Annotated in this window: 23 protein-coding genes; 13 read left to right on the forward strand and 10 right to left on the reverse strand. The window is 63.0% G+C overall.

What is annotated here, in order from left to right; all coding sequences use genetic code 11:
• Positions 1-359: 359 nt before the first annotated feature.
• From rplJ to yidD, 6 genes are all read left to right on the forward strand, one after another.
• Complete coding sequence (gene rplJ / locus ACR65W_RS06705; RefSeq protein WP_018407366.1) at positions 360-875, forward strand: 50S ribosomal protein L10; 516 nt, start codon at positions 360-362, stop codon at positions 873-875.
• Positions 876-917: 42 nt separating this feature from the next.
• On the forward strand, positions 918-1,295 hold the full coding sequence (gene rplL, locus ACR65W_RS06710) for a 50S ribosomal protein L7/L12 (RefSeq protein WP_196401499.1): 378 nt from the start codon (positions 918-920) through the stop codon (positions 1,293-1,295).
• A gap of 180 nt (positions 1,296-1,475) precedes the next feature.
• Complete coding sequence (gene rpoB, locus ACR65W_RS06715; protein WP_434502407.1) at positions 1,476-5,615, forward strand: DNA-directed RNA polymerase subunit beta; 4,140 nt, start codon at positions 1,476-1,478, stop codon at positions 5,613-5,615.
• A 157-nt stretch (positions 5,616-5,772) separates the two neighbouring features.
• The gene (gene rpoC / locus ACR65W_RS06720) at positions 5,773-9,954 is read left to right on the forward strand and encodes a DNA-directed RNA polymerase subunit beta' (RefSeq protein ID WP_434500215.1); all 4,182 of its coding nucleotides are present in this window, start codon (positions 5,773-5,775) and stop codon (positions 9,952-9,954) included.
• Positions 9,955-10,055: 101 nt separating this feature from the next.
• The gene (locus tag ACR65W_RS06725) at positions 10,056-10,553 is read left to right on the forward strand and encodes an AAA family ATPase (RefSeq protein ID WP_434500214.1); all 498 of its coding nucleotides are present in this window, start codon (positions 10,056-10,058) and stop codon (positions 10,551-10,553) included.
• Between the two features lie 127 nt (positions 10,554-10,680).
• Positions 10,681-11,037 carry a membrane protein insertion efficiency factor YidD gene (gene yidD / locus ACR65W_RS06730; protein ID WP_434500213.1) on the forward strand — a complete coding sequence of 119 codons (357 nt, stop codon included), beginning with the start codon at positions 10,681-10,683 and terminating at the stop codon, positions 11,035-11,037.
• Here yidD and ACR65W_RS06735 read toward each other — a convergent pair.
• From ACR65W_RS06735 to ACR65W_RS06760, 6 genes are all read right to left on the reverse strand, one after another.
• Positions 11,034-11,603 (reverse strand): L,D-transpeptidase, encoded by a 570-nt coding sequence (locus ACR65W_RS06735; RefSeq protein WP_434500212.1) that lies wholly within the window; start codon positions 11,601-11,603, stop codon positions 11,034-11,036. The two genes, yidD and ACR65W_RS06735, sit on opposite strands and share 4 nt — an antisense overlap.
• A gap of 102 nt (positions 11,604-11,705) precedes the next feature.
• A complete protein-coding gene (locus ACR65W_RS06740; RefSeq protein WP_434500211.1) occupies positions 11,706-12,377 on the reverse strand; it encodes a phosphoribosyltransferase in 672 nt (223 codons plus the stop codon).
• Positions 12,378-12,384: 7 nt separating this feature from the next.
• Positions 12,385-13,449 (reverse strand): hypothetical protein, encoded by a 1,065-nt coding sequence (locus tag ACR65W_RS06745; RefSeq protein WP_434500210.1) that lies wholly within the window; start codon positions 13,447-13,449, stop codon positions 12,385-12,387.
• Between the two features lie 15 nt (positions 13,450-13,464).
• Positions 13,465-14,895, reverse strand: coding sequence for an RtcB family protein (locus tag ACR65W_RS06750; protein ID WP_434500209.1), 1,431 nt, complete (start codon positions 14,893-14,895; stop codon positions 13,465-13,467).
• Positions 14,896-14,910: 15 nt separating this feature from the next.
• Entirely contained in the window at positions 14,911-15,354 is a 444-nt protein-coding gene (locus ACR65W_RS06755) for an archease (RefSeq protein ID WP_434500208.1), read from the reverse strand.
• Positions 15,355-15,364: 10 nt separating this feature from the next.
• Positions 15,365-15,928, reverse strand: coding sequence for a cold shock domain-containing protein (locus ACR65W_RS06760; protein WP_434500207.1), 564 nt, complete (start codon positions 15,926-15,928; stop codon positions 15,365-15,367).
• Positions 15,929-16,075: 147 nt separating this feature from the next.
• Here ACR65W_RS06760 and ACR65W_RS06765 point away from each other — a divergent pair, with 147 nt between their 5' ends.
• From ACR65W_RS06765 to ACR65W_RS06775, 3 genes are read left to right on the forward strand one after another with little or no spacing between them, the layout of a single operon-like run.
• Positions 16,076-16,732: a dienelactone hydrolase family protein gene (locus tag ACR65W_RS06765; RefSeq protein ID WP_434500206.1), complete on the forward strand. Its 657-nt coding sequence runs from the start codon at positions 16,076-16,078 to the stop codon at positions 16,730-16,732.
• 39 nt (positions 16,733-16,771) lie between these two features.
• A complete protein-coding gene (prs, locus tag ACR65W_RS06770; protein WP_434502409.1) occupies positions 16,772-18,283 on the forward strand; it encodes a ribose-phosphate diphosphokinase in 1,512 nt (503 codons plus the stop codon).
• A gap of 51 nt (positions 18,284-18,334) precedes the next feature.
• The gene (locus ACR65W_RS06775) at positions 18,335-19,177 is read left to right on the forward strand and encodes a GNAT family N-acetyltransferase (protein WP_434500204.1); all 843 of its coding nucleotides are present in this window, start codon (positions 18,335-18,337) and stop codon (positions 19,175-19,177) included.
• Here ACR65W_RS06775 and ACR65W_RS06780 read toward each other — a convergent pair.
• Entirely contained in the window at positions 19,147-19,890 is a 744-nt protein-coding gene (locus ACR65W_RS06780; protein ID WP_434500203.1) for an SOS response-associated peptidase, read from the reverse strand. The two genes, ACR65W_RS06775 and ACR65W_RS06780, sit on opposite strands and share 31 nt — an antisense overlap.
• A gap of 18 nt (positions 19,891-19,908) precedes the next feature.
• Positions 19,909-20,211: a hypothetical protein gene (locus ACR65W_RS06785; protein ID WP_434500202.1), complete on the reverse strand. Its 303-nt coding sequence runs from the start codon at positions 20,209-20,211 to the stop codon at positions 19,909-19,911.
• Positions 20,212-20,563: 352 nt separating this feature from the next.
• On the opposite strand from ACR65W_RS06785, the gene ACR65W_RS06790 reads away from it, so the two are divergent.
• Genes ACR65W_RS06790 through ACR65W_RS06800 form a run of 3 tightly spaced genes read left to right on the forward strand, consistent with a single transcriptional unit; the run spans position 20,564 to position 21,731 of the window.
• On the forward strand, positions 20,564-20,806 hold the full coding sequence (locus ACR65W_RS06790) for a hypothetical protein (protein ID WP_434502411.1): 243 nt from the start codon (positions 20,564-20,566) through the stop codon (positions 20,804-20,806).
• Positions 20,807-20,838: 32 nt separating this feature from the next.
• Positions 20,839-21,144, forward strand: a complete 306-nt coding sequence (locus ACR65W_RS06795) for an antibiotic biosynthesis monooxygenase family protein (RefSeq protein WP_434500200.1) — start codon at positions 20,839-20,841, stop codon at positions 21,142-21,144.
• Between the two features lie 29 nt (positions 21,145-21,173).
• Positions 21,174-21,731 carry a peroxiredoxin gene (locus ACR65W_RS06800; RefSeq protein ID WP_434500199.1) on the forward strand — a complete coding sequence of 186 codons (558 nt, stop codon included), beginning with the start codon at positions 21,174-21,176 and terminating at the stop codon, positions 21,729-21,731.
• Here the strand turns inward: ACR65W_RS06800 and ACR65W_RS06805 are convergent.
• Complete coding sequence (locus ACR65W_RS06805; protein WP_434500198.1) at positions 21,715-22,671, reverse strand: dimethylarginine dimethylaminohydrolase family protein; 957 nt, start codon at positions 22,669-22,671, stop codon at positions 21,715-21,717. The two genes, ACR65W_RS06800 and ACR65W_RS06805, sit on opposite strands and share 17 nt — an antisense overlap.
• Complete coding sequence (locus ACR65W_RS06810) at positions 22,668-23,732, reverse strand: ornithine cyclodeaminase (RefSeq protein WP_434500197.1); 1,065 nt, start codon at positions 23,730-23,732, stop codon at positions 22,668-22,670. The genes ACR65W_RS06805 and ACR65W_RS06810 overlap by 4 nt, the downstream gene beginning before the upstream one ends.
• Positions 23,733-23,866: 134 nt before the next feature.
• On the opposite strand from ACR65W_RS06810, the gene ACR65W_RS06815 reads away from it, so the two are divergent.
• Positions 23,867-24,283, forward strand: a complete 417-nt coding sequence (locus ACR65W_RS06815; RefSeq protein ID WP_018407344.1) for an Lrp/AsnC family transcriptional regulator — start codon at positions 23,867-23,869, stop codon at positions 24,281-24,283.
• Positions 24,284-24,337: the final 54 nt, after the last annotated feature.

Raw genomic sequence — 24,337 nt, forward strand, 5'->3', positions numbered from 1 at the left:
GGACCTAGGAAAAGGCGGTGGATAGGCCGGCGGACCCGGGGGTTCTCCCTCGTGTCCCGTCCGGCCATGTCCTGTCCGAGACTGCCGGCGCACGCAAGGGGTTTCAACCCTGTAGCGGCTCAATCGGCCCAAGGGAAGGCGGAGCGATCCGTCGTCTTGAAGGCGGCCTGCACAGACGGGGAAACCGGAATTTTAAAGGCCGCAAACGGGCTCCCCGCGAGCGTCCTTCGAATTTGGTTCGCGCCCCTTCAACCGCCGCGGCGTTGCGCCGTGACGGGGACAGGATCTACGGCGCCGCTCGCCTCAAGCGAGCGGCATGTCGCAACCGGCGGGATTCCCGCCAGTTAGAGAGAGCAACCGTGGACAGAGCGGAGAAAAAGGAAGCGGTCGCGGCGTTACGCGAAGTCTTTTCGAAGACCGGCGTCGTCGTCGTCGCTCACTACTCCGGCCTGACCGTGGCCCAGCTGCAAAACCTGCGCAAGCAGGCCCGCAATGCTGGCGCGACGGTCCAGGTCGCGAAAAACCGCCTCGCCAAGATCGCTCTCGATGGCGCCGACGTCGCCTCTATCGCGCCCCTGCTCAAGGGGCCGACCCTGATCGCCTATTCGGACGATCCGGTGGCGGCGCCGAAAGTCGCCGTGGCCTTCGCTAAGGACAACAACAAGTTTGTCATCCTCGGCGGCGCCATGGGCAAGACTGCTCTGAATCCGGACAGCGTCAAGTCGCTTGCGACGATGCCGTCCCTCGACGAACTGCGCGCCAAGCTCGTGGGCCTCATCCAGGCGCCCGCGACCAAGATCGCCCAGCTCTCGACCGCGCCAGCCGCCAAGCTCGCGCGCGTCTTCGGAGCCTACGCCAATCGAGACGCGGCCTAAGAGGCCGAGAACCAGACAAACCAAATTCAAAGGACGCAACAAATGGCAAATCTCGAAAAGATCGTCGAAGACCTCTCGGCGCTGACCGTCCTCGAGGCGGCTGAACTCGCGAAGCTCCTCGAAGAGAAGTGGGGCGTTTCCGCCGCCGCCGCCGTCGCCGTCGCCGCCGCTCCGGGCGCCGCCGCCGCCGCGCCGGTCGCGGAGGAGAAGACCGAGTTCAACGTGATCCTGGCCGCGACCGGCGAGAAGAAGATCGAGGTCATCAAGGAGGTCCGCGCGATCACCGGCCTCGGCCTGAAGGAAGCCAAGGACCTGGTCGAAGGCGCGCCCAAGCCCATCAAGGAAGGCGTGGGCAAGGACGAGGCCGAGAAGATCAAGGCCGCTCTCGAAAAGGTCGGCGCCAAGATCGAACTCAAGTAATTACTGCCGCCTCTGGCGGCGTCGAGATCGTCGCAGCCCCGGCGCGCCGGGGCTGCGACCAATGAAAAAAGAAGGCGCTCACGGACGCGGGACTCACGCCGCAATGACGAGCGCTTGACGGGCAAGGACCTCTCGCAGCGGGACGGTCGGCTCAACGAAGAAAGAGGCTCGAAAAGCGACATGGCTCAGACGTCGGCGAGAAAGTTCACCGGTCGCAAGCGCATCCGCAAATTCTTCGGACATATCCGCGAAGCGGCGGAAATGCCGAATCTGATCGAGGTCCAAAAGGCCTCCTACGATCAGTTCCTCCTTGTCGACGAGCCCAAAGGCGGCCGTCCCGACGAGGGGTTGCAGTCCGTCTTCAAGTCCGTCTTTCCGATCTCCGACTTCTCGCAGGTCTCCCTGCTCGAATTCGTGCGCTACGAGTTCGAACAGCCCAAATATGACGTCGACGAATGCCGCCAGCGCGGCATGACCTACGCTGCGCCGCTCAAAGTGACGCTGCGCCTCATCGTATTCGACGTCGATCCCGATACGCAGGCGAAGTCGGTCAAGGACATCAAGGAGCAGGACGTCTACATGGGCGACATGCCCTTCATGACGTCGAACGGCACCTTCGTCGTCAACGGCACCGAGCGCGTCATCGTCTCGCAGATGCATCGCTCGCCGGGCGTGTTCTTCGACCACGACAAGGGCAAGAGCCATTCTTCGGGCAAGCTGCTGTTCGCCGCCCGCATCATTCCCTATCGCGGATCCTGGCTCGACATCGAGTTCGACGCCAAGGACATCGTCTATGCGCGCATCGACCGCCGGCGCAAGATTCCGGTGACGTCGCTCCTGTTCGCGCTCGGCCTCGATGGCGAAGAGATTCTGTCGACGTTCTACAAGACGATCCTTTACACGCAGGACGGCGAGAACTGGCGCATGCCGTTCGACGCCGAGCGCATCAAGGGCGTGAAGGCCGTCGCCGATATGGTCGACGCCGACACGGGCCAGGTGATTCTCGAAGCCGGCAAGAAGCTCGCCGTGCGCGCCGCGCGCCAACTCGCCGAGAAGGGCGTGAAGGCGATTCGCGTCGCGCCCGAAGAGCTCTACGGCCAATATCTCGCGCAGGACCTCTTCGACCCCGCCACCGGCGAGATCTTCGCCGAAGCGGGCGACGAGATCACTGTGAAGACGCTGCCGTTGCTGATGGAAAAGGGCTTCGACGAGCTGCCGGTGCTCGACATCGACCACATCAATATCGGCCCCTACATCCGCAATACGCTCGCCGTCGACAAGAACTCGATCCGCGAAGAGGCGCTGTTCGACATCTATCGCGTCATGCGCCCGGGCGAGCCGCCGACGATGGACACGGCGGAAAACATGTTCCACTCGCTGTTCTTCGATCCGGAGCGCTATGACCTCTCGGCCGTGGGCCGCGTGAAGATGAACATGCGCCTAGATCTCGACGCTCCGGACACGACGCGGACGCTCCGCCGCGAGGATATCCTCGCGGTCGTCAAGGCGCTCGTCGATCTGCGCGATGGTCGCGGCGAAATCGACGACATCGACCATCTCGGCAACCGCCGGGTGCGCTCGGTCGGCGAGCTGATGGAGAATCAGTATCGCCTCGGCCTGCTGCGCATGGAGCGCGCCATCAAGGAGCGCATGTCTTCGGTCGACATCGACACGGTCATGCCGCAGGACCTGATCAACGCCAAGCCGGCGGCGGCCGCCGTGCGCGAATTCTTCGGTTCGTCGCAGCTGTCGCAGTTCATGGATCAGACCAATCCGCTGTCGGAGATCACGCATAAGCGTCGTCTCTCGGCGCTTGGTCCGGGCGGACTGACCCGTGAAAGAGCGGGCTTCGAGGTGCGCGACGTGCATCCGACGCATTACGGCCGCATCTGTCCGATCGAGACGCCGGAAGGTCCGAACATCGGCCTGATCAATTCGCTCGCGACATTCGCCCGCGTCAACAAATACGGCTTCATCGAAGCGCCGTATCGCCGCGTGCGCGACAGCAAGGTGACCGGCGAAGTCGCCTATCTGTCGGCGATGGAGGAGGCGAAATATCACGTCGCTCAGGCCAACGCGCAAGTCGACAAGGACGGCAATCTGACGGAAGACCTCGTGCTCTGCCGTCACGCCGGCGACGTCATGCTCGTGCCGCGCGAGAAAGTCGACGCGATGGACGTGTCGCCCAAGCAGCTCGTGTCGGTGGCCGCGGCGCTCATTCCGTTCCTTGAGAACGATGACGCCAACCGGGCGCTGATGGGTTCGAACATGCAGCGTCAGGCCGTGCCGCTCGTCAAGGCCGACGCGCCGCTCGTCGGCACCGGCATGGAGGCGATCGTGGCGCGCGACTCCGGCGCCGCCATCTCGGCGCGCCGCACCGGCGTGGTCGACCAGATCGACGCGACCCGTATCGTCATTCGCGCGACCGAAGAACTTGATCCGGGCAAGCCCGGCGTCGACATCTATCGGCTGATGAAGTTCCAGCGCTCGAACCAGTCGACCTGCATCAACCAGAAGCCGCTCGTTCGCGTCGGCGATCTTGTGGTGAAGGGCGACATCATCGCCGACGGTCCGTCGACCGACCTTGGCGATCTGGCGCTCGGGCGCAATGTGCTCGTCGCCTTCATGCCTTGGAACGGCTACAACTTCGAGGACTCGATCCTCCTCAACGAGCGCATCGTCAAGGACGACGTGTTCACCTCCATTCACATCGATGAATTCGAGGTGATGGCGCGCGACACGAAGCTCGGTCCGGAAGAAATCACCCGCGATATTCCCAACGTCTCGGAAGAGACGCTGAAGAATCTCGACGAGGCGGGGATCGTCTATATCGGCGCCGAAGTGCAGGCGGGCGACATTCTCGTCGGCAAGATCACGCCAAAGGGCGAAAGCCCGATGACGCCGGAAGAGAAGCTCCTGCGCGCCATCTTTGGCGAAAAGGCCTCCGACGTGCGCGACACGTCGCTGCGCGTGCCGCCGGGCGTTCAGGGAACGATCGTCGAGGTGCGCGTCTTCAACCGCCACGGCGTTGAGAAGGACGAGCGCGCCCAGGCGATCGAACGCGAGGAGATCGAGCGTCTCGCCAAGGACCGCGACGACGAACTCGCGATCCTGGACCGCAACGTCTATACGCGTCTCTGTGAAACGCTGATCGGCAAGGTCGGCATCGCCGGCCCGAAGTCGTTCAGGAAGGGCGAGAAGCTGACTCAGGCGATCCTCGACGAATATCCCCGCTCGCAGTGGTGGACCTTCGTCGTCGAGGACGACGCGCTGATGGGGTCGATCGAAGCCGTGCGCAAGCAATATGACGAGTCGAAGAAGGGGCTTGAAAACCGCTTCCTCGACAAGGTCGAGAAATTGCAGCGCGGCGACGAACTGCCGCCCGGCGTGATGAAGATGGTCAAAGTCTTCGTCGCGGTGAAGCGCAAGATCCAGCCCGGCGACAAAATGGCCGGCCGTCACGGCAACAAGGGCGTCGTTTCGCGCATTGTGCCGCAGGAAGACATGCCGTTCCTCGAGGACGGCACGCCTGTCGACATCGTGCTCAATCCGCTCGGCGTGCCGAGCCGGATGAACGTCGGACAGATTCTCGAGACGCATCTCGGCTGGGCCTGCGCCGGTCTCGGCAAGCAGGTCGGCCAGGCCGTCGACGCTTACTATCGCAGCAGAGACAGCAAGCCTTTGCGCAAAGCGTTGACGGAAATCTACGGCGACGATCCGGAACTCGCCTCGCTCAGCGAGACGAGTCTTGTGGAAGTCGGCAAGGATTTGAAGCGCGGGGTTCCGATCGCGACGCCGGTGTTCGACGGCGCGCGCGAGAAGGACATCGTCGAAATGCTGGAGAAGGCGGGACTGGCCTCGTCAGGTCAGGTGAGGCTCTTCGACGGACGCACCGGCGAGACCTTCGACCGCAAGGTGACCGTCGGCTACATCTATATGCTGAAGCTGCACCATCTCGTCGACGATAAGATCCACGCGCGCTCCATCGGTCCCTACTCGCTGGTCACCCAGCAGCCGCTGGGCGGCAAGGCGCAGTTCGGCGGTCAGCGCTTCGGCGAAATGGAGGTCTGGGCGCTCGAAGCCTATGGCGCCGCGTATACGCTGCAGGAGATGCTGACCGTGAAGTCGGACGACGTCGCCGGCCGCACCAAGGTCTATGAGTCGATCGTGCGCGGCGACGACACGTTCGAATCAGGCATTCCGGAAAGCTTCAACGTGCTCATCAAGGAGATGCGCTCGCTGGCGCTGAACGTCGAACTGACCAACGCGGAGCCGGAAGACGAAGAAGCGCCGCCGACGGCAGTCGAGGCGGCGGAGTAATCCCTGCCGATGAAGCTGCAGAACGTCATTGCGAGCGAAGCGAAGCAATCCTGGATTGCTTCGCCGTTTCGCTTCTCGCGGTGACGGCCTGAATAAGGATTTCACGGCGCGCGGAAAAAGGCTCGAAGCCGCATTCGCAGCGCCCTAGGAGAAGACCATGAATCAGCAAGAGGTCATGAATCTCTTCAATCCGGTCGTGGCGACGCAGGCCTTCGACCAGATTCAGATTTCGATCGCAAGCCCGGAGAAGATCCTTTCCTGGTCTTACGGCGAGATCAAAAAGCCCGAGACGATCAACTACCGCACGTTCAAACCCGAGCGCGACGGTCTGTTCTGCGCGCGCATCTTCGGTCCGATCAAGGACTATGAGTGCCTGTGCGGCAAATATAAGCGGATGAAATACAAGGGCGTCATTTGCGAGAAGTGCGGCGTCGAGGTCACCCTCGCGCGCGTGCGGCGTGACCGCATGGGCCACATCTCGCTCGCCGCGCCCGTCGCCCACATCTGGTTTCTGAAGTCGCTGCCCTCGCGCATCGGCCTGTTGCTCGACATGACGCTCAAGGATCTTGAGCGAATCCTCTATTTCGAGTCGTACATCGTCCTCGACGCGGGCCTGACGCCGCTCAAAGAGCGTCAGTTGCTGTCGGAAGACGAATATATGCGCGCGCAAGACGAATATGGCCAAGACACGTTCACGGCCATGATCGGCGCGGAAGCGATCCGCAAACTTCTTGAGTCGATGGACCTGGAAGCCATCGCGGCGTCGCTGCGCATCGAGATCTCCGAAGCGAAGACCGAGCTCAAGCCCAAGAAGCTGGCGAAGCGCCTCAAGATCATCGAGGCTTTCCTGCAGTCGGGCAACCGACCCGAATGGATGATCCTCAAGGAAGTTCCGGTCATTCCGCCGGATTTGCGTCCGCTCGTGCCGCTGGACGGCGGCCGCTTCGCGACCTCGGATCTGAACGATCTCTACCGCCGCGTCATCAACCGCAACAATCGTCTGAAGCGGCTGATCGAATTGCGCGCGCCGGACATCATCATCCGTAACGAGAAGCGCATGTTGCAGGAAGCCGTCGACGCGCTGTTCGACAACGGCCGCCGCGGACGGGTGATCACGGGCGCCAACAAGCGTCCGCTGAAGTCGCTCGCCGACATGCTGAAAGGCAAGCAGGGCCGCTTCCGTCAGAACCTGCTCGGCAAGCGCGTCGATTATTCCGGCCGCTCGGTGATCGTCGTCGGTCCGGAGCTGAAGCTGCATCAGTGCGGCCTACCCAAGAAGATGGCGCTCGAACTGTTCAAGCCCTTCATCTATTCGCGTCTCGACGCCAAGGGCTATTCGGCGACCGTGAAGCAGGCGAAGAAGCTCGTCGAAAAGGAAAAGCCGGAAGTCTGGGACATCCTCGACGAGGTCATTCGCGAGCATCCGGTGCTGCTGAATCGCGCGCCCACTCTGCACCGTCTCGGCATTCAGGCGTTCGAGCCGGTGCTGATCGAGGGCAAGGCGATCCAGCTGCATCCGCTCGTCTGCGCCGCCTTCAACGCCGACTTCGACGGCGATCAGATGGCCGTTCACGTGCCGCTGTCGCTTGAAGCGCAGCTTGAAGCGCGCGTGCTGATGATGTCGACGAACAACATCTTGCACCCGGCCAATGGTCAGCCGATCATCGTGCCGTCGCAGGATATCGTTCTCGGCCTCTATTATCTCACGCTCGAGCGCGACGGCGAACCCGGACAGGGCATGGCGTTCGCGAGCCAGGGCGAGATCGAGCACGCGATCGCCGCCAAGGCGGTCACGCTCCACACCAAGATCAAGGGCCGCGCCTGGACCTATGATGAGAAGGGCAAGCGCGTGTCGAAGATTTTCGACACGACGCCCGGCCGCATGATGCTCGGCCAGCTCATGCCCAGGCACGACAAGATTCCCTTCGACGTCGTCAACAAACTGATGACCAAGAAGGAAATCTCGAACATGATCGACACCGTCTACCGCAACTGCGGTCAGAAGGAGACGGTCATCTTCTGCGACCGCATCATGTCGCTTGGCTTCCGCGAAGCCTTCAAGGCGGGAATCTCCTTCGGCAAGGACGACATGGTCGTGCCGGAAAACAAGGAGGCGATCGTCTCCGAGACGCGCGCGGCGGCCAAGGAGTATGAGCAGCAATATAACGACGGCCTGATCACCCAGGGCGAAAAATACAACAAGGTCGTCGACGCCTGGATGAAGTGCACCGACAAGCTCGCCGAGGAGATGATGCAGCGCATCTCGTCGGTGAGCAAAGACGAGCATGGCCGCGACATGCCGATCAACTCGATCTATATGATGTCGCATTCCGGCGCGCGCGGCTCGCCGCAGCAGATGAAGCAGCTCGCGGCGATGCGCGGACTGATGGCCAAGCCCTCGGGCGAGATCATCGAGAGCCCGATCATCTCGAACTTCAAGGAAGGCCTCACCGTCCTTGAATACTTCAACTCCACGCATGGCGCCCGCAAGGGTCTCGCCGACACGGCGTTGAAGACCGCGAACTCGGGCTATCTCACGCGCCGCCTCGTTGACGTCGCGCAGGATTCCATCATCTCGTCGACCGACTGCGGCTCCCAGAACGGCATCCGCATGCGCGCGATCATCGACGCGGGACAGGTCGTCGCCTCGCTGACGTCGCGAATCCTCGGCCGCACCGCGGCGGAGGCTCTGATGTCGCAGGACGGCAAGACCGTGATCGTGCCGGCCGGCGAGATGATCCAGGAGCAGCACATCGACGCGATCAACGCCGCCGGCATTCAGGAGGTGAAGATTCGCTCGGTCCTGACCTGCGAGGCCAAGAACGGCGTCTGCGGCAAGTGCTATGGACGCGATCTGGCGCGCGGCACGCCCGTCAATATGGGCGAAGCCGTCGGCGTCATCGCGGCGCAGTCGATCGGGGAGCCGGGCACGCAGCTCACCATGCGCACCTTCCATATCGGCGGCGCGGCGCAGCTGGCTGACCAGTCCTTCATCGAGTCGAACTTCGAGGGCAAGGTGCATGTGCGCAACCGCCATCTCGCTCGCAACTCGGACGGCGATCTCATCGTCATGGCGCGTAACGTCGCCATCGTGATCCTCGGCCCGAACGGCGAAGAGCGGGCGGTGAACCGCCTCCTCTATGGCGCCAAGATGAAGGTCGACGAGGGCGACAAGGTGAAGCGCGGCCAGCGACTGGCCGAGTGGGACCCTTACACGCGTCCGATCATCAGCGAAGTCGACGGCGTCATCGGCTTCGAGGAACTCGTCGAAGGGCAATCGATGTCGGAGACGGTCGACGAATCGACCGGCATCACCAAGCGCATGGTCATGGACTACCGCCTCAACCTGCGTTCGGCGAGCCTGAAGCCCTCGATCCTCATCAAGGGCGCCGACGGCAAGATCGTCAAGCTGGCCCGCGGCGGCGACGCTCGCTACTTGCTGCCCGTCGACTCGATCATCGCCGTCGAACCCGGCGGCACGGTGAAGGCCGGCGACATTGTCGCGCGTATTTCGGTGGAGAGCGCCAAGACCCGCGACATCACCGGCGGTCTGCCGCGCGTCGCGGAGCTTTTCGAGGCGCGCCGTCCGAAAGATCACGCGATCATCGCGGAAATCTCCGGCACGGTCGCCTTCGGCAAGGACTACAAGAATAAGCAGCGCATCACCATCACGCCGACCGAGGAAGGCGCGGATCCGGTCGAATATCTGATCCCGAAGGGCAAGCATATCCATCTTCAGGATGGCGACGTCGTCGAGAAGGGCGATTACATCGTCGACGGCAATCCGGCGCCGCATGACATTCTGGCGATCAAGGGCGTGGAGGAGCTTGCGGCTTACCTCGTCAACGAGATCCAGGAGGTCTACCGGCTGCAGGGCGTCAACATCAACGACAAGCACATCGAAGTGATCGTGCGTCAGATGTTGCAGAAGATCGACATCGTCGATCCGGGCGACACCGGCTTCCTCGAAGGCGAGCAGGTCGACAAGCTGGAGCTCGAGGAGGCGAACGCCAAGGCGCTCGAGAATGGCGGCAAACCTGCGTCGGGCACGCCGGTGCTGCTCGGCATCACCAAGGCCTCGCTGCAGACGCGCTCCTTCTTCTCGGCCGCCTCCTTCCAGGAGACGACCCGCGTCCTCACCGAGGCCGCCGTCAACGGCAAGATCGACCCGCTCGTCGGCCTCAAGGAGAACGTCATCGTTGGCCGGCTCATTCCGGCCGGCACCGGCGCTGCGATGTCCAAGTTCCGCGCCGTCGCGGGCGGGCGCGACGAACTCATCATCGAGCAGCGCGGCGCCGAAGCGGCCGAGCCTGCGCCGGCGCTGCCGCCTGCGGAGTAAAGCCGCACACGATTGAAATTGAAAAGGCCGCCCTCGCCGGGCGGCCTTTTTTAATATAACGCCGAGTTTCGTTTTCGAATTCCGACTGGCGGATGATGATCGTGACTACGCATCAACCCACCCTCCATTTGGTCTGCGGCAAGATCGCAGCCGGCAAATCGACGCTCTGCAATCGCCTCGCCGCGGCGCCAGCGACCTTGCTGGTCAGCGAAGATAGGTGGATGAAACGCCTTTACGGTCCCGAGATGCATTCGGTAGAGGATTATATGCGTTACTCGGCGCGCTTCCGCGATGTGATGGGCCCGCATATAGAGGATGTGCTGCGCGCGGGACTATCGGTCGTTCTCGATTTCCCGGCGAACACCGTCGCTACTCGGCAATGGATGCACGGCATTTTCGAGAACGCCGGCGTCGCGCATCAGCTTCATTATCTAAAAGTTTCAGACGCTCTTTGCAGAGCGCGCATGCATGCGCGTTACGCTCGCGGCGAGCACGAGTTTCTTGTAACAGACGAACAGTTCGATTTAATCACGAGCTATTTTTCGCCTCCGGCGCAGTCTGAGGGTTTCAACACCATCGTCTATCGAGAATCGGACTGATGCATACCCGCCCAATTCCCAAGACACACGATCCTTCCCAATTCCTCCTGCGCGGCCGTCTCGCTCAGGCTCGGGAAATGTATCGCGCGCCCTTCAGATTCACGTCCGGCGTAAATAGATTGTGTTTGTGCCGACCCTCCCTTCCCTGCTGCGATCCCTCCCCGCTCGCGCCGCGCGCGCGCTGATCTTCGTCTATCGCGTCACCTTCTCGGCCTTCGCGGGGCGCTTCTGCCGCTATGCGCCCACCTGCTCCGAATACGCCGACGAAGCCATCGCGAAACATGGCTTATGGGCCGGAGGCTGGATGGGGTTCGCACGGATCTGCCGCTGCCGTCCGGGCGGCGGCGCGGGGTTCGACCCCGTGCCCGAGACTCCGCGCGCCGACGCAAGCCCGCTTACGCCATGGCGCTATGGCGTTTGGCGCCAGCGCTTGGTCTGCGAAGCCGTCGCGCCCGAAGACAGGATGAACGCCGGCCGCCCTTAATTGAGCACGACGACTTTCGTCCCGACCTTAACGCGACTGTAGAGATCGACGACGTCCTTGTTGGTCATGCGGATGCAGCCCGATGACACGGCGGCGCCGATCGTGTCCGGCTCGTTGGAGCCATGAATGCGATATTGGCTCGAGCCGAGATAGAGCGCGCGCGCGCCAAGCGGATTTTCCATGCCGCCGGCCATATGGCGCGGCAAATCCGGTCTGCGCTTGAGCATCTGCGGCGGCGGACTCCAGTCCGGCCACTCGCGCTTGCGCGAAATCGTTTTCACGCCGGACCAGGTGAAGCCCATTCGGCCGACGCCGACGCCATATTCGATCGCGCGTCCATCTCCGAGCACATAATAGAGCCGACGGTCCTTGGTCGAGATGACGACCGTGCCGCGCTTGAATTGCGGATGGCGCCAATAGACGGCCTGCCTCGGTATCGCCTGCTCGCGAAATACATTGAGGAAGTCGGCGAGCGGACCGCGATTGATCGGACTGTCGAACGCCTGCGCCGGGGCCGCCGAGAAGAGAAGCGCGGCAAAAAGGATCGATCCGCTGTTTTGGCGCATGGTTGATCTCCCAAAAGCCGCGGAAAGAGCTTTTTGGGCGATTGCGGCTGATTTCGGGTCGCTGCTATGACGAGAAAGATCCAATACGCTCCGTTCGGCCGCTCAGATCGCCTCGTTCGACGCGCCCCCGGCCTTTTTCGCGCAACGGTTGAGGATTTCGATCACTTCATCATCGCTGATCTGGCGAAAATCACGGTAGAAAAAGCCGATCGCGCCGAACGCGCGATGCGTCTCAAGACAGACAATCTCATCGACTTCAGCGCTAAGAGACTCCAGCGTATCTGGAGGCGCGACCGGCACGGCCAGCACAAGCTTCTTCGGCGCACGCGCGCGGACGGCGCGCAAGGCCGCGCGCGTCGTCGCGCCGGTGGCGACGCCGTCGTCGACGACAATGGCGATGCGCCCTTTCGCCTCCGGTCGCTCGCGGCGGCCAAGATAGAGCTGCCGGCGCCGCTCGATCTCCTCGAGTTCGCGCGCGCACACTCTCTCAAACTCTTGTTCGCTCACATCCGCCATGGCGATCACGTCCGCATTGCGCACGATCACCGGAGCGCCGCCATCCGCCACGGCGCCCATCGCCAGCTCCGGCTGGAAGGGCACGCCGATTTTCCTGACGAGCACGAGATCGAGAGGCGCCTTCAGTAAAACCGCGATCGGCTCGGCGACCGGCGCTCCGCCGCGCGGCAGGGCGAAGACGACAACATCCTCGCCCTTGAATTTCTCAAGCTCGGCGGCAAGGCGACGTCCAGCGTCGGTTCGGTCGTAAAAGGACATGGCGCCCTCACTTCCCCATCCGATTGTCGGCGGCGAGCGCCGATTGCGCAAGATTCAGATAGCGCGTCGCCAGCGGCTCCCACTTCCTTGGCTCCCGTGGCGATTCATCGAGAAGATGCGCCACAGACTGCCGCGCGCGCAGCACCGCGCGCCAAGCCGCGTAAAGCGACACCAGGCGTCGCGGGGGTTCGCAGGAGAGTCGCTGCGCCACTTTGTCGACGAGTTCGACGCCAAGCGCATTCGCGCCAAGCAGCGCACATTCGACGCCAAGATAGGCAAGCTCGTCGAAGGGATCGACCTGGCGCAGTTCGGCGTTGAACTCCAGACAGTCGAATATGGCGATGGGGTCGCGAAAGCAGATATGCTCCGGGCGCAAGTCGCCATGCCCGTCGACGACCTGGCCCTGAAAGACGCGCTCCCGCAACTCTGATCGGCTGGCCGCCAGTCTTGCGTCGAGAAGGTCGAGCAGAACGGGCGTGCGCCCATGATCGAGCGCGAAGTCCCGCCGCGTCAGAACGTCTCGATTCTTTTCCTGCTCGCGAAAAAACCGCAGCGCATAATCCTCGGCGCCGATCGAGGAGCGGTCCACGCCGCGATAGAACGCCGCCAAGGTGTCGCAGAGCGCGTCAATCTGCGCCGCGCTCAAGCGCTCTTCGGCGATCAGCCGATCGAGCATCGCGTCGCGCGGCAGGCGGCGCATTTCGACAAGCCAGTCGATGACCGCGCCATCGCCGCCAAGCGCCATGCGGCGCATCGGACCACAGGTCAACGGCGTGACGCCCAAATACACATCGGCCGCGAGCCGGCGGTTAAGGCGCACCTCCTCGCGACAATTGTGTTCGCGCGCATCGATCGTCGAGAAGTCGAGAAATGGATAGCGAACGGGCTTCTTGAGCTTGTAGACCTTATCGCCTGCCAGAAAGACATAGGACATATGCGTTTCCCGCACCGCCACCGACGCCGGAGCGTGCGGATAGGCGCCGGGCGCACTGAGAAATCGAACCTTCTCGGCAATTGAGGGCGAGTCCGCGTCGCCAATGGCGCTCGCTCCGCTATGGGGGATCGACTCCATCGTCGCGCTGCTTTCTCAGCCCTTGACGCAGATGAGCGGCTTCAGAAAGGCGACCTTTCGCGCCAATCCTGCCGCCTCGGCGGAATCGACCACCGCGCGAACGTCCTTGTAGGCGCCAGGCGCCTCTTCAGCGACGCCGCGCAGCGACGGACTCTTGACGGTGATCCCCTGTGCGCGAAGATCGTCAACGACTTGGCGTCCGCCCCAGGTCCGCGTCGCCGCATGGCGGCTCATGCGTCGGCCCGCGCCGTGACAGGCGGATGAAAACGCCTGGGGCTCGCTCGTCTTCACGCCGGCGAGAACATAGGAGCCCGCGCCCATGCTGCCGCCGATCAGCACCGGCTGTCCATAAGGCCGCAGCGCCTCCGGCAAACTTTCATGGCCGGGACCGAACGCGCGCGTCGCGCCCTTGCGATGAACGAAAAGCTGGCGCGTCTCGCCGTCGATCGCATGGCGCTCGACCTTGCATGTGTTGTGGGAAACATCAAACATGAGCGGCAAGTCTTCCTGCGCGAAAAATCTGGCGAAGACCTGTCGCGCCAGATGGCCGATGATCTCGCGATTGGCGAGCGCGCAATTGATCGCCGCTCGCATGGCGCCGAGATATTTCAGGCCGAGTTCCGATTTGATCGGCGCGCAGGCCAATTCGCGATCGGGCAACTCAATCCCGTAATTTGGCGCGGACAGCACCATCTCGCGCAAATATTCCGTGCCGATCTGATGGCCGAGGCCGCGCGAGCCGCAGTGGATCGTCACAACGCACTCGCCTTTGACGAGGCCATATGCGGCGGCGATTTTATCATCGAAGATTTCGGCGACTTCTTGCACCTCCAGATAATGATTGCCCGACCCCAGCGTGCCCATTTCGCGCCGCTGGCGCTTTCGCGCATGTTCCGACACGGCGGCGGGGTCGGCGCCCGACGCGCATCCTCTCTCTTCGATGCGATCGAGATCCTCGGGCCGCCCGAAGCCGCGCTCGATCGCCCATTGCGCGCCGCCGAGAAGCATGGCGTTCATGCCCTGCGCATCGAGGGCGATCTCGCCCTCTGAACCGACGCCAGCCGGGACATGCTCAAAGAGCGCGTCGGCGAGTTCCTGCTGAACGGAAACGACCTGCTCGCGCGTCAGATGCGTCAGATGCGTGCGTACGCCGCAGGAGACGTCGAACCCGACGCCGCCAGCGGACACCACGCCGCCTTCGTCTGCATCAAAAGCCGCAACGCCGCCGATCGGAAAGCCATAGCCCCAATGCGCGTCGGGCATGGCGTAGGAAGCGCGCACGATGCCCGGCAATTTCGCGACGTTGGTCACCTGATCGAAGACCTTGTCGTCCATCTCCGTCATGAGGTCTTCAGTCGCGTAAACGATCGCCGGCACGCGCATGCCCCCGAAGGGCGCAATTCGCCACGCCGTCTCCGAGAGTTTTTCGAAACGTGAAACGTCCATCGCATCCTCCCGCGCCTAAACGTCGATGACGCACTGCGCGCGCCAAAGTCCTGGCCTATCCTCGACAAAGGCAAGTTCGGTATAGGTCGCGCCTTTCACTTCCACGGCGGGCGCGTGTCGCGCGCGCGACACCGCCTCGCCAAGAGCGCGGCCCTTGAGACGATCGTTCTCGATCTTTACATGGAACGCGCCAAACACCATTCGACGCTCCGCCATCTCGTATATGAGCGCGTTAAGCCAGTCGACGAGCAGCAAGTCGAGGTGGGGCGCTTCGAGCGCAAAGTCCACCGTCTGCTGGAGCCGAACGGTCGCGGGATCGAGAATGGCCGCCATCATCGCGAGCGTGGCCTGCTCACAGGCTTCGTCCGGCGTCGCGCCATAGCCGCGCACGCCGATGTCGGCGTCGTGCGGGAAATGCTCCCAGCGCCCGGTCGGGACGTGATCGCCCGCAGCGGCCATCGCCGGCAGTTCAGGCGGCGTCGCGGCCGAGCGCCGTCACGCGGCTTGCTTGCGGGCCCTCTCTGCCCTCCTCCTCGCTATAGCGAACACGCACGCCGGGCTTCAACGCGTCAAATTCGGAACCTTCAACGCTGTTGCGATGGAAGTAGATCTCGCGACCGTCGGGCGCTGCGATGAAGCCGTAGCCATCCTCGGCCACCATTTTCTTCACGACGCCCGTCGGCGCGGTCTCGTGATGTTTCACCTCGCCGCGCATGCGCCGCACCTGATCTTGCAAACGGCGTCGCGCCCGCTTGAACGCGTCATTGAGTGCGAAATCGAAATCCTGGAACCGCTCATCCTGATGGGGCGTGCGCTCGATCACGACCTCGCGCTTGTTTGGAAGGACGAGATGCAGCTTGATCTCATAGAGCCCGCCCGTGTGATGATGCGCGCCCGGACCCTTCACGACGACGCGACAGGCTGTCGCACGTCCGTAGCGATCCTCGAGCTTGTCTATCTGCCACATGATTTGTTCTTGCTGGCGGGATGACGGCTCAACGCCCTGGAAATCAATCTTCGGCTGCGTTTGCATGCGAACCTCCCTCTCAGCTGAGGCGGACGAACGAGCGTCCTTAAGGGAATATGGCGAGGGCTGAGCGGTTTCTCCAGAAGAAGATTCATACTGCGACGCCATGTAGGACGCCATGTAGGCCGAAACGACTAATTGCACGAGGTCCCGATGACGAGCGACTTCACGACCGCCGACGTCGCAGTCGGCCCCCATCGATTGGAGGGATCGCTGTACCTGCCTCAATCGCCACAAGGGCTCATCATTTTCGCGCATGGCAGCGGCTCCTCGCGCTTCAGTCCGCGCAATAGATATGTCGCCGAGCGACTTGTCGCGCAGGGATTCGCCTGTTTGTTGTTCGATCTCCTCACCGCCGAGGAAGGCGAATTCCGGCGCAATGTTTTCGACATTGAACTGCTCGGCGCGCGCGTCGGGGAGGCGATCGCCTGGACGGCGGAAAGTGACGCCGCTCGCTTGCCCATCGGGCTGTTCGGGGCGAGCACGGGCGCCGCCGCCGCGCTCGTCGCCGCGGCCGACGAACCACGCGTCGCCGCCGTCGTCTCGCGCGGCGGTCGGCCAGATCTTGCAGGCGACGCGCTGCGGCGGGTGCAAGCGCCGACTTTGCTGATCGTCGGCGGACTGGACTATGGCGTGATTGAACTCAATCGCAGCGCGCAGCAGCTGCTCAGATGCCGGAACCGTCTCGACATTGTTCCCGGCGCCACCCATCTCTTCGAGGAGCCCGGCACATTGGAAAGCGCCGTCGAGCGCGCGACCCAATGGTTTGTCGAGAATCTTTGCGCGAGTCGCGGCGCGGTGGACGAATAACGTCATTGCAACGACAGAAGGTTTCAAGAAATGACGACGATGGCGCAGACCGAACCGCCGCTCAAGCGGCTTTTCGAACGTCTGGACTTCGCGCCTCAGCCGAAACGACTGGAACTCGATCTCTTACATGAGCGCTGGGAGGCGGCGCGCGCCGGCGCTGTCGCGCCTCGGCGAAGCGCGATCAGCTTCGCGCCGGAAGAGCGCGGCGCCGCTGAAACCTTGTTCGTTCATCGATTCGAGGGACCGGACGACGACGGCGTCCTGACCGAAGGCGCATCGGCCGCGGCGATGTTGCTTGGTCCCTACCGGATCGGCGACAGGCTGAGCGAAGCGGGAAATCGCCGCGGCGCGGTGCGGCTGCGTCGTCTGTTCAAGGAGGTGCGACGAACCGGCCAACCCGTGCTCGCGCAATACACCAGCGCGGAACGTGGACGCGATCGCGCCATTGTGGAAATTCTGGTGGCGCCGCTTTCGGAAGACGGACGCACGATCGACTCGGCGCTCACCGCGATTTCGGCGCATGTTCTGGACAGCGCGCCCAGACGGGCGGCGCGCGAAACAGCGGACAGCAGCCTTGCGCTATTCGCGCTCGGCGCCAGCATATCCGTTGGCGAAGACCTCGCACAGGCGCTTGGCGCTGAACTCGCGGCGCTGGAAGACCGCGAGTTCGAAGACGGCGAATATAAGATCAGGCCGCTCGAAAATGTGCGCGGCCGCGACTGCTACATCATCTTCACCCTGAATGGCGATCACATCGCGAGCAGCGCCGACAAGCTCTGCAAACTGCTGTTCTTCGTTGGCGCGCTGAAGGACGCGGGCGCTCAGCGCGTCACGGCCGTCACGCCCTATCTGTGCTTCGCGCGCAAGGACCGGCGCACCAAGCCCCGCGATCCGGTCACCACGCGCTATGTCGCGCAGCTGTTTGAAGCGCTTGGAACGGATCGTGTGGTCTGCGTCGACGTACACAACATCGCCGCTTTTCAGAACGCCTTTCGTTGCGAGACGGTTCACCTTGACGCTCAGGCGCTGTTTGCGCGTCATGTCGTGGCCAACATCGGGGACAGGCCTGTCGCCGTCGTCTCTCCTGATCTTGGCGGCGAGAAGCGCGCGGAGCTTTTTCGGCTGCGGCTTGAACGCATGCTGAAGCGACCCGTGGCCAAGGCCTTCATGGATAAATACCGAAGCGAGGGCCACGTCGTCGGCGATATTTTCGCGGGCGACGTCAAGGATCGCACCGCGATCATCATCGACGACCTCATCGCCGGCGGCGGCACGGTGGCGCGCACCGCCGCGGCCTGCCGCGCCAATGGCGCGGCGCATGTCTGGGTCGCGGCGACCCACGGCGTCTTTTCCGAAAAGGCTGCGTCCGCGCTAAAGAACGCGCCGATCGACCAGCTCATCATCACCGATTCAGTGCGGCTGCAACCATCCATGGCGGCCGCGCTTGGCGATCGGTTGATTGTGATCAGCGTCGCCGGTCTCCTGGCCGAGGCGATCAGACGCCTGCACGCAAATGGCTCCATCACGCAGCTTCTGGAGGACGAGCCCTAGCCGCCGGGCGCTCTGGTTGCGTCCTGCAGCGACTCGCGCCACAAGCCTCGCATGAACTTGGAAGACATCGTCATTCGCCGAATGTCCAAGAGCGAAGTTGATCGCGCGCTCGATTGGGCCGCGGCCGAGGGCTGGAATCCCGGACTTTATGACGCGGAGAGTTTCTACGCTGTCGATCCGAAAGGATTCTTCATCGCCGAACGCGCGGGCGAGCCACTGGGCTGCGTCTCCGCCGTCGCCTATGACGAGTCCTTCGGCTATGTCGGGCTTTTCATCGTTCGTCCGGCTCATCGTGGACAGGGCGTCGGCCTTCGGCTCTTGAACGTCGCGCTGCGGCATGTGCAGGGGCGCAATGTCGGGCTCGACGCGGCGATCGACCTTCAGCAGACTTATGCGCGCTACGGATTCACATTCGCCTATCGCAACATACGTCATCGATGCGGCGGCGGCGGCGAAGCGCCTCCCGACGTGACTGAATTGGCTGAAGTCCCCTTCGACGAGATCGTGCAATATGACCACACCGTCTTTCCGACGTCGCGACCGACTTTTCTTTCGCGCTGGATCGCTCAGCCGCGGAGCGCTGCGCTCGCCGTGGTGAAGCAAGGCCGGCTTGCCGGCTATGGCGTGCTGCGCGCGTGTCGCGACGGCTACAAGATCGGGCCGCTGTTCGCGGATGATTTACAAATCGCCGACGCGCTGTTTCAAGGCTTATGCGCGCGAGCCGCAGGCGCGCCGGTGTTTCTCGACACGCCCGAAGCAAACGCCGCCGCCATCGCGCTGGCGCAGCGACGCCGGATGACCGCCGTGTTCGACACGGCGCGCATGTATACGGAAGGACCGCCGCCAGGACGCATCGACCGCTGCTACGGCGTCACGACCTTCGAACTCGGGTGATTCGCTTCGCCGGACAGGGCGCCGAGGCGATCGATAAGATCCGAGTCCGCGACGCTCGGCGCGATCAGCGTCGGATCGTCGTCGGCGTCGCCCGAACGGTTGACGCGCGGCGACACGATCCATTCCTGCAGAGCCTCTTCGGGCGGCGCGCGAAGCAACGCCCCGGGATCCTCGCCTGTCATCCACGCGTTGGCGTCGCGCCAGTCGAGGATGACCGGCATGCGATCATGGAAGCGGCGCATCCAGCCATTCGCTGGACCGACGATGATCGTCGCGGACTCGATCTTCGCATCGCTCTCGACGTCGCGACAGCTCTCGCACAAGCCGGCGAATGCGAGCGGGCGGCCGTCGGGCGCCGTGAAATAATGCGCAGTCCTGGCGCCTTTCGCCCCGGTCCATTCATAGAAGCCCGACGCGGGGATGATGCAGCGCCGAGATGCGAAGGCCGAGCGAAACATCGGCTTTTCGGCGATCGTCTCGGCGCGCGCATTGAAGGTTGCAGGCAGTTCGCGCAGGGGCTTCTTCCACCAGGAGGGCGCGAAACCCCAACGCATCTGGACAAGCTCATGTCCCGCCGACGTCGGTCTGATGACCTCGATCATCGTCGTCGGCGCCACATTGTAGCGCGGCTGCAGATTGCGCGGCTGGCCGATCAAATCGGCAAGCCGCTGGAGCTCCTCCCAGGAAAGATGCTGCGTAAAGCGCCCGCACATAGGCGAGACCGTCCTGTCTCAGTAGTAGTAGCGCCGATGACGGCGGTAATATGGGCGCGGCGCCGTCGCGGCGCCAATGATCGCGCCGCCTGCTGCGCCGACCGCCGCCGTGGCGAGCGTCGGGCCGGCGAGTCCGCCCGAGGCAAGCGCGCCGATTCCGGCGCCGCCCAGACCGCCGATGACGCCGCCGCCGAGAGCGCGCTCCGCCGGCGTGTAGCAGCCATAAAGCGGCACTGAGGCCGTCAGAAGCGTCGCAAGGACGAGGGCTTTCTTGACCCGGCGGGGCGTGGCGATGCTGTGCATTTTCATTCCCTTATTCATTTGTCTCGCCGCGTTGGCGCTGAAGCCAAGCCTTCGCGGCGCATCGCCGAATGAACCCAGATTTGCGCCAGAACGATGGCCCCGTCGTGATGGCCCCAGCCGGCGGCGCCCGATGTCGACGCACACACTTATGTTGCGTTCCTTCTAATTGGAATATTTCGCAAATAAGAACGCTTCGGACGACGCTTTCTGAAAGATTTCCGATGAGGGATCAATTGTATTGACGCAGCAAGTCGCCTGTTAAATCTTTGCGCCATACACGCGGCGCCGCTGAGACTTTCGGCATCGAACCCTCAAGCAAAAGATCAGGGCGCGCAACCCACGCGTGGCGTTTCGAGCCCTCAAGGAGAGAATGATGTGCGAACTGGCGCGAGAGAGAAAACGCATTGATTCGATCCTCGCCGAAGCGATGAACCAAAACTCGGTTCGACTGTCGATCGATGAAGTCGAACTCGCCGGCTATGGGCTCGCGGCGCTGCGCAGCCACTATGCGCTTTCCTGTTCTGATGAGTGCATGCGCAAGAGATGTGACGAATTCGCCACGCTCGTCGCGCTGTCGCGTCGTGCGCAGCAGCATGCGTGGCAGACGCCGTGAAATATTCGGCGCCAGTAAAGAAGGAACGCGCGATGTTCATGGCCTCGAACCAGTTCAAGGTCGTCAAGGGCTGCGAAGAAACATTCGAAACGGCTTGGCGGGAGACAAGCGTCCGGCTGCGGGAAGCGGCCGGTCTTATCGGCTTTCAATTCCATAGGGGAAAGGAGTGCGGTCCGCACGTGCTCTATTTCTCAGTGACCATGTGGGAGACGGAAGAGCGCTTCATCGATTGGCGACGCGCCGAACTCTATGGCCCCCCGAGCGGCGGCGCTGGACCGCGCTGCGCCTCGAGGCTGGAGGAGTTCGACGCGACCGTCTCCAGAAGCAATCCGCAATAAGCGCCGACGGCGTTTTCTAGGAGAAAGACATGTTGGGAATTGGGGAGAGCGTACCGCCTTTCGTTGTTACTGGCGTTAAGCCGGGATTTAACGAGATCGAGGAAAACGGCGAGACAGCCTTCGAACCGCTCTGCGAGACGAGCTTTCCAGGCATGTGGAAGATCATCTTCTTCTATCCGAAGGACTTTACCTTCGTTTGTCCGACGGAAATCGCGGCCTTCGCGCGCTTGTCGAAGGATTTCGCCGAGCGCGACGCCGTCGTTCTCGGCGGCTCGACCGACAATGAGTTCGTGAAGCTTGCTTGGCGGCGCGACCACCGCGATCTGAAGAGCTTGCCGATCTGGCAGTTCGCCGACTCGAGGGGCGATCTGGTCGATGGACTCGGCGTGCGCGCGCCTTCAGGCGTCGCCTATCGCGCCACCTTCGTCGTCGATCCCGACAATGTCATCCAACATGTCTATGCGACGAATCTCGACGTCGGCCGCGCGCCGGACGATACGCTGCGCGTGCTCGACGCCTTGCGAACCGGCGCGCTTTGCCCTTGTAGCCGGCCGGTCGGCGGAGAAACGCTTATCCCCGCGGCATGACCGCGGACGCGGCGCCCGGCAACTGCAACGTCAGACATTTCGCGGCGCCGCCCGCCTTCATGAATTCCGAAAGCGGCGTGACGACGGGCGTGAATCCCGCGTCGATCAGGCGCGAACGAAGATCGTCGGAACAGGCGTTGAGGAAAACGCGCCCGGCGACTTCGACAGCGTTGCAGGCGAAAGAGAGCGCGTCTTTCTCGCCGACTTCGATCCGCTTCTCCACTGGCGCGATGGCTCGGATCGCTTCCTGTGACGCGATATCGAAGGCCGCTGGGTAATACATCAGCCAGCCGCCGCTCAGCGGGCAGAAGCAGGTGTCGAGATGATAGAAGCGCGGATCGACGAGCTTCAGCGCGACGGCGCGTAGACCGAAGATCTTTTGAAGATGCTTGGGGGCTTCCTCGCCTGAGCGCCAGCCATATCCGCTCCAGACAATGCCGCGCGCGTGATCGAGAAGCGCATCTCCCGCGCCCTCGAACGGAACGTTCTCCGGCCAGGGCGCGATCGAATAGCCTTGCGCTTCGAACCATTCGCAAAACAGGCGCTCTTCGGGCCGCCGCTCCTTGGCGTGGAATCGGCTCACGACGGCCGTATCGCCGATCGCGAGCCCCGCATTGGCGGTGAAGACCATGTCCGGCAGGCCGGGCGTCGGCGCGACGAAAGCGATATCGCTATGCGCCGCCAGCTTGCCGCGCAAGTTCTCCCACTGCGCCTGCGCGCGCGGCAGCGCTGCTTGCCCGATCTGATTTTCCATCCACGGGTTGATGATGTAATCGACGCCGAAATAGTCCGGCGCGCACATCAGTAGCGCGCGACGCGCAGTTGCAGGCCGTGGCGGCGCAGCCTCGCGCGCGTCGCTTCGCGGCGCATCGTTCCATACAGCGGCTTCAGCGTCGAAGCTCATCAGCGAATTCTCTTGGATTGAACGTCCGTCGATCATGCGGGCTGTTCCGTCCTGACGCGAGTTGCGACGTCTTCCTGCTCCGCGTCGAGCGGATGCAGCAGTGAGAACAGATCCTTCGGGTCTGCAGGTGCAGCGATCAGCTCGATCGTGCGGCCGACGCCCGTCTCCCGCGCAAGATCGCGCAACAGCCGCAACACCGAAAAATCCTCGATGGCGAAACCGACGCTGTCGAAGATGGTGATCGCGTCTTTGGAGGTGCGCCCTGTATGACCAGCGAGAATATCCCGCAGTTCCGTCACCGGATGATCCGGGTCGAGTTGCTGAATTTCGCCCTCGCTGCGCGTCTGCGGCGCATATTCGACGAAGATATCGGAACGCAGCAGCAGTTCGCGCGCAAGCTCGGTCTTGCCCGGGCAATCGCCGCCGACCGCGTTGATATGGGTTCCAGGCCGAACCATGTCGTCGGCGAGTATCGTGGCGAATTTCTTATCCGCCGTGATCGTCGTGATGATGTCTGCGCCGGATGCGGCGCTGCGCGCGTTGGCGCACCGAATGATCGTCAGGCCGAAGTCGGCCATGTTGCGCTCGAACTTCTCGACGGCGTCGGGGTCGACATCGAAGACGCGAAGCCGGTCAACGCCGAGAGCGGCGTGAAAGGCGCAGGCCTGAAACTCCGATTGGGCGCCAAGGCCGATCAGCGCCATCGTCTTGCTGTCGGGCCGCGCGAGATGCGCCGCCGCCAGCGCCGAGGTGGCGCCGGTCCGGAAGGCGGTGGCGAGCGTCATGTCGGCGATGAGCGTCGGATAGCCGGTTTCGACGTCTGCGAGGGCGCCGAAGGCGACGACGGTCTGCAGGTTGAATTGCGTGTTGCAGGGATGACCATTGACGAATTTAAAGGCGAAAGCCTTGCCGTCGCTCGTTGGCATCAGTTCGATGACGCCGCGCGGCGAATGGCTCGCGTAACGCGGCGACTTCTCGAACGCGTCCCAGCGCATAAAATCGTGACGCAGATAGTCGACAAGCCGCAACCAAAAGCGTCGCGCGCCCACTTCTCCAACGATGCGAGCGATATCTCGCGCGCTCAGAAACGTCACCATGCCTTCTCCGATCGATCCATTCGGGGAAGACTAGAACGCGGCAACGCTAATCAAAATCGCCATAAACTATCGAAATGACTGTAATTTTGTAATTTCCGTCATAGATATTGACCGTTTCCACAGAGACATAGGTCATGGACGATCTCGACCACCGACTGATCGCGCTGCTGCGGACCGACGCGCGCGCCTCCTTGTCCCAGCTCGCCAAGGCGCTCGGCGTCTCGCGCGGGACGGTCCAGAACCGCCTCGATAAGCTGATCGCGTCCGACGTGATCCTGGGCTTTACGGTTCGGCTGAAAAATCCCGCCGCATCCGATCGCATCCGGGCGATCATGATGGTCGAAGTCTCCGGCAAGAATTCCCGTCGCGTCGCTCAGGCGCTGCGGGGACTCCCGCAGATCCACACGCTTTACAGCACCAACGGGCCTTTCGACCTTATCGCGGAAATCGAGTGCGCCAATCTCGAGGAGTTCGATCGGGTGCTGTCGGGCGTGAGGATGATCGAGGGCATCGCCAGAAGCGAGACGAGCCTGCTGCTTGCGCCCGCGTGAACGCGCCTGGCGCAGTTCGGGCGCATTTCGAGACTGCTCAGCAGAGCGCCGTCC

Source organism: Methylocystis sp. (assembly GCF_051062815.1).
GTDB lineage: Bacteria > Pseudomonadota > Alphaproteobacteria > Rhizobiales > Beijerinckiaceae > Methylocystis.

Excerpts from the sequence above, each read along its gene's own strand:
- ACR65W_RS06745 (WP_434500210.1), bottom strand. The coding sequence starts at position 13,449 with ATGGAGTCGATCCCCCATAGCGGAGCGAGCGCCATTGGCGACGCGGAC.
- rpoC (WP_434500215.1), top strand. The coding sequence starts at position 5,773 with ATGAATCAGCAAGAGGTCATGAATCTCTTCAATCCGGTCGTGGCGACG.
- rplL (WP_196401499.1), top strand. The coding sequence starts at position 918 with ATGGCAAATCTCGAAAAGATCGTCGAAGACCTCTCGGCGCTGACCGTC.
- prs (WP_434502409.1), top strand. The coding sequence starts at position 16,772 with ATGGCGCAGACCGAACCGCCGCTCAAGCGGCTTTTCGAACGTCTGGAC.
- rpoB (WP_434502407.1), top strand. The coding sequence starts at position 1,476 with ATGGCTCAGACGTCGGCGAGAAAGTTCACCGGTCGCAAGCGCATCCGC.
- ACR65W_RS06740 (WP_434500211.1), bottom strand. The coding sequence starts at position 12,377 with ATGTCCTTTTACGACCGAACCGACGCTGGACGTCGCCTTGCCGCCGAG.
- ACR65W_RS06785 (WP_434500202.1), bottom strand. The coding sequence starts at position 20,211 with ATGAATAAGGGAATGAAAATGCACAGCATCGCCACGCCCCGCCGGGTC.
- ACR65W_RS06775 (WP_434500204.1), top strand. The coding sequence starts at position 18,335 with ATGAACTTGGAAGACATCGTCATTCGCCGAATGTCCAAGAGCGAAGTT.
- ACR65W_RS06795 (WP_434500200.1), top strand. The coding sequence starts at position 20,839 with ATGTTCATGGCCTCGAACCAGTTCAAGGTCGTCAAGGGCTGCGAAGAA.
- ACR65W_RS06800 (WP_434500199.1), top strand. The coding sequence starts at position 21,174 with ATGTTGGGAATTGGGGAGAGCGTACCGCCTTTCGTTGTTACTGGCGTT.
- ACR65W_RS06750 (WP_434500209.1), bottom strand. The coding sequence starts at position 14,895 with ATGGACGTTTCACGTTTCGAAAAACTCTCGGAGACGGCGTGGCGAATT.
- ACR65W_RS06805 (WP_434500198.1), bottom strand. The coding sequence starts at position 22,671 with ATGATCGACGGACGTTCAATCCAAGAGAATTCGCTGATGAGCTTCGAC.
- ACR65W_RS06735 (WP_434500212.1), bottom strand. The coding sequence starts at position 11,603 with ATGCGCCAAAACAGCGGATCGATCCTTTTTGCCGCGCTTCTCTTCTCG.
- ACR65W_RS06755 (WP_434500208.1), bottom strand. The coding sequence starts at position 15,354 with ATGGCCGCTGCGGGCGATCACGTCCCGACCGGGCGCTGGGAGCATTTC.
- ACR65W_RS06760 (WP_434500207.1), bottom strand. The coding sequence starts at position 15,928 with ATGCAAACGCAGCCGAAGATTGATTTCCAGGGCGTTGAGCCGTCATCC.
- ACR65W_RS06765 (WP_434500206.1), top strand. The coding sequence starts at position 16,076 with ATGACGAGCGACTTCACGACCGCCGACGTCGCAGTCGGCCCCCATCGA.
- ACR65W_RS06810 (WP_434500197.1), bottom strand. The coding sequence starts at position 23,732 with ATGGTGACGTTTCTGAGCGCGCGAGATATCGCTCGCATCGTTGGAGAA.
- ACR65W_RS06790 (WP_434502411.1), top strand. The coding sequence starts at position 20,564 with ATGATGTGCGAACTGGCGCGAGAGAGAAAACGCATTGATTCGATCCTC.
- ACR65W_RS06815 (WP_018407344.1), top strand. The coding sequence starts at position 23,867 with ATGGACGATCTCGACCACCGACTGATCGCGCTGCTGCGGACCGACGCG.
- ACR65W_RS06780 (WP_434500203.1), bottom strand. The coding sequence starts at position 19,890 with ATGTGCGGGCGCTTTACGCAGCATCTTTCCTGGGAGGAGCTCCAGCGG.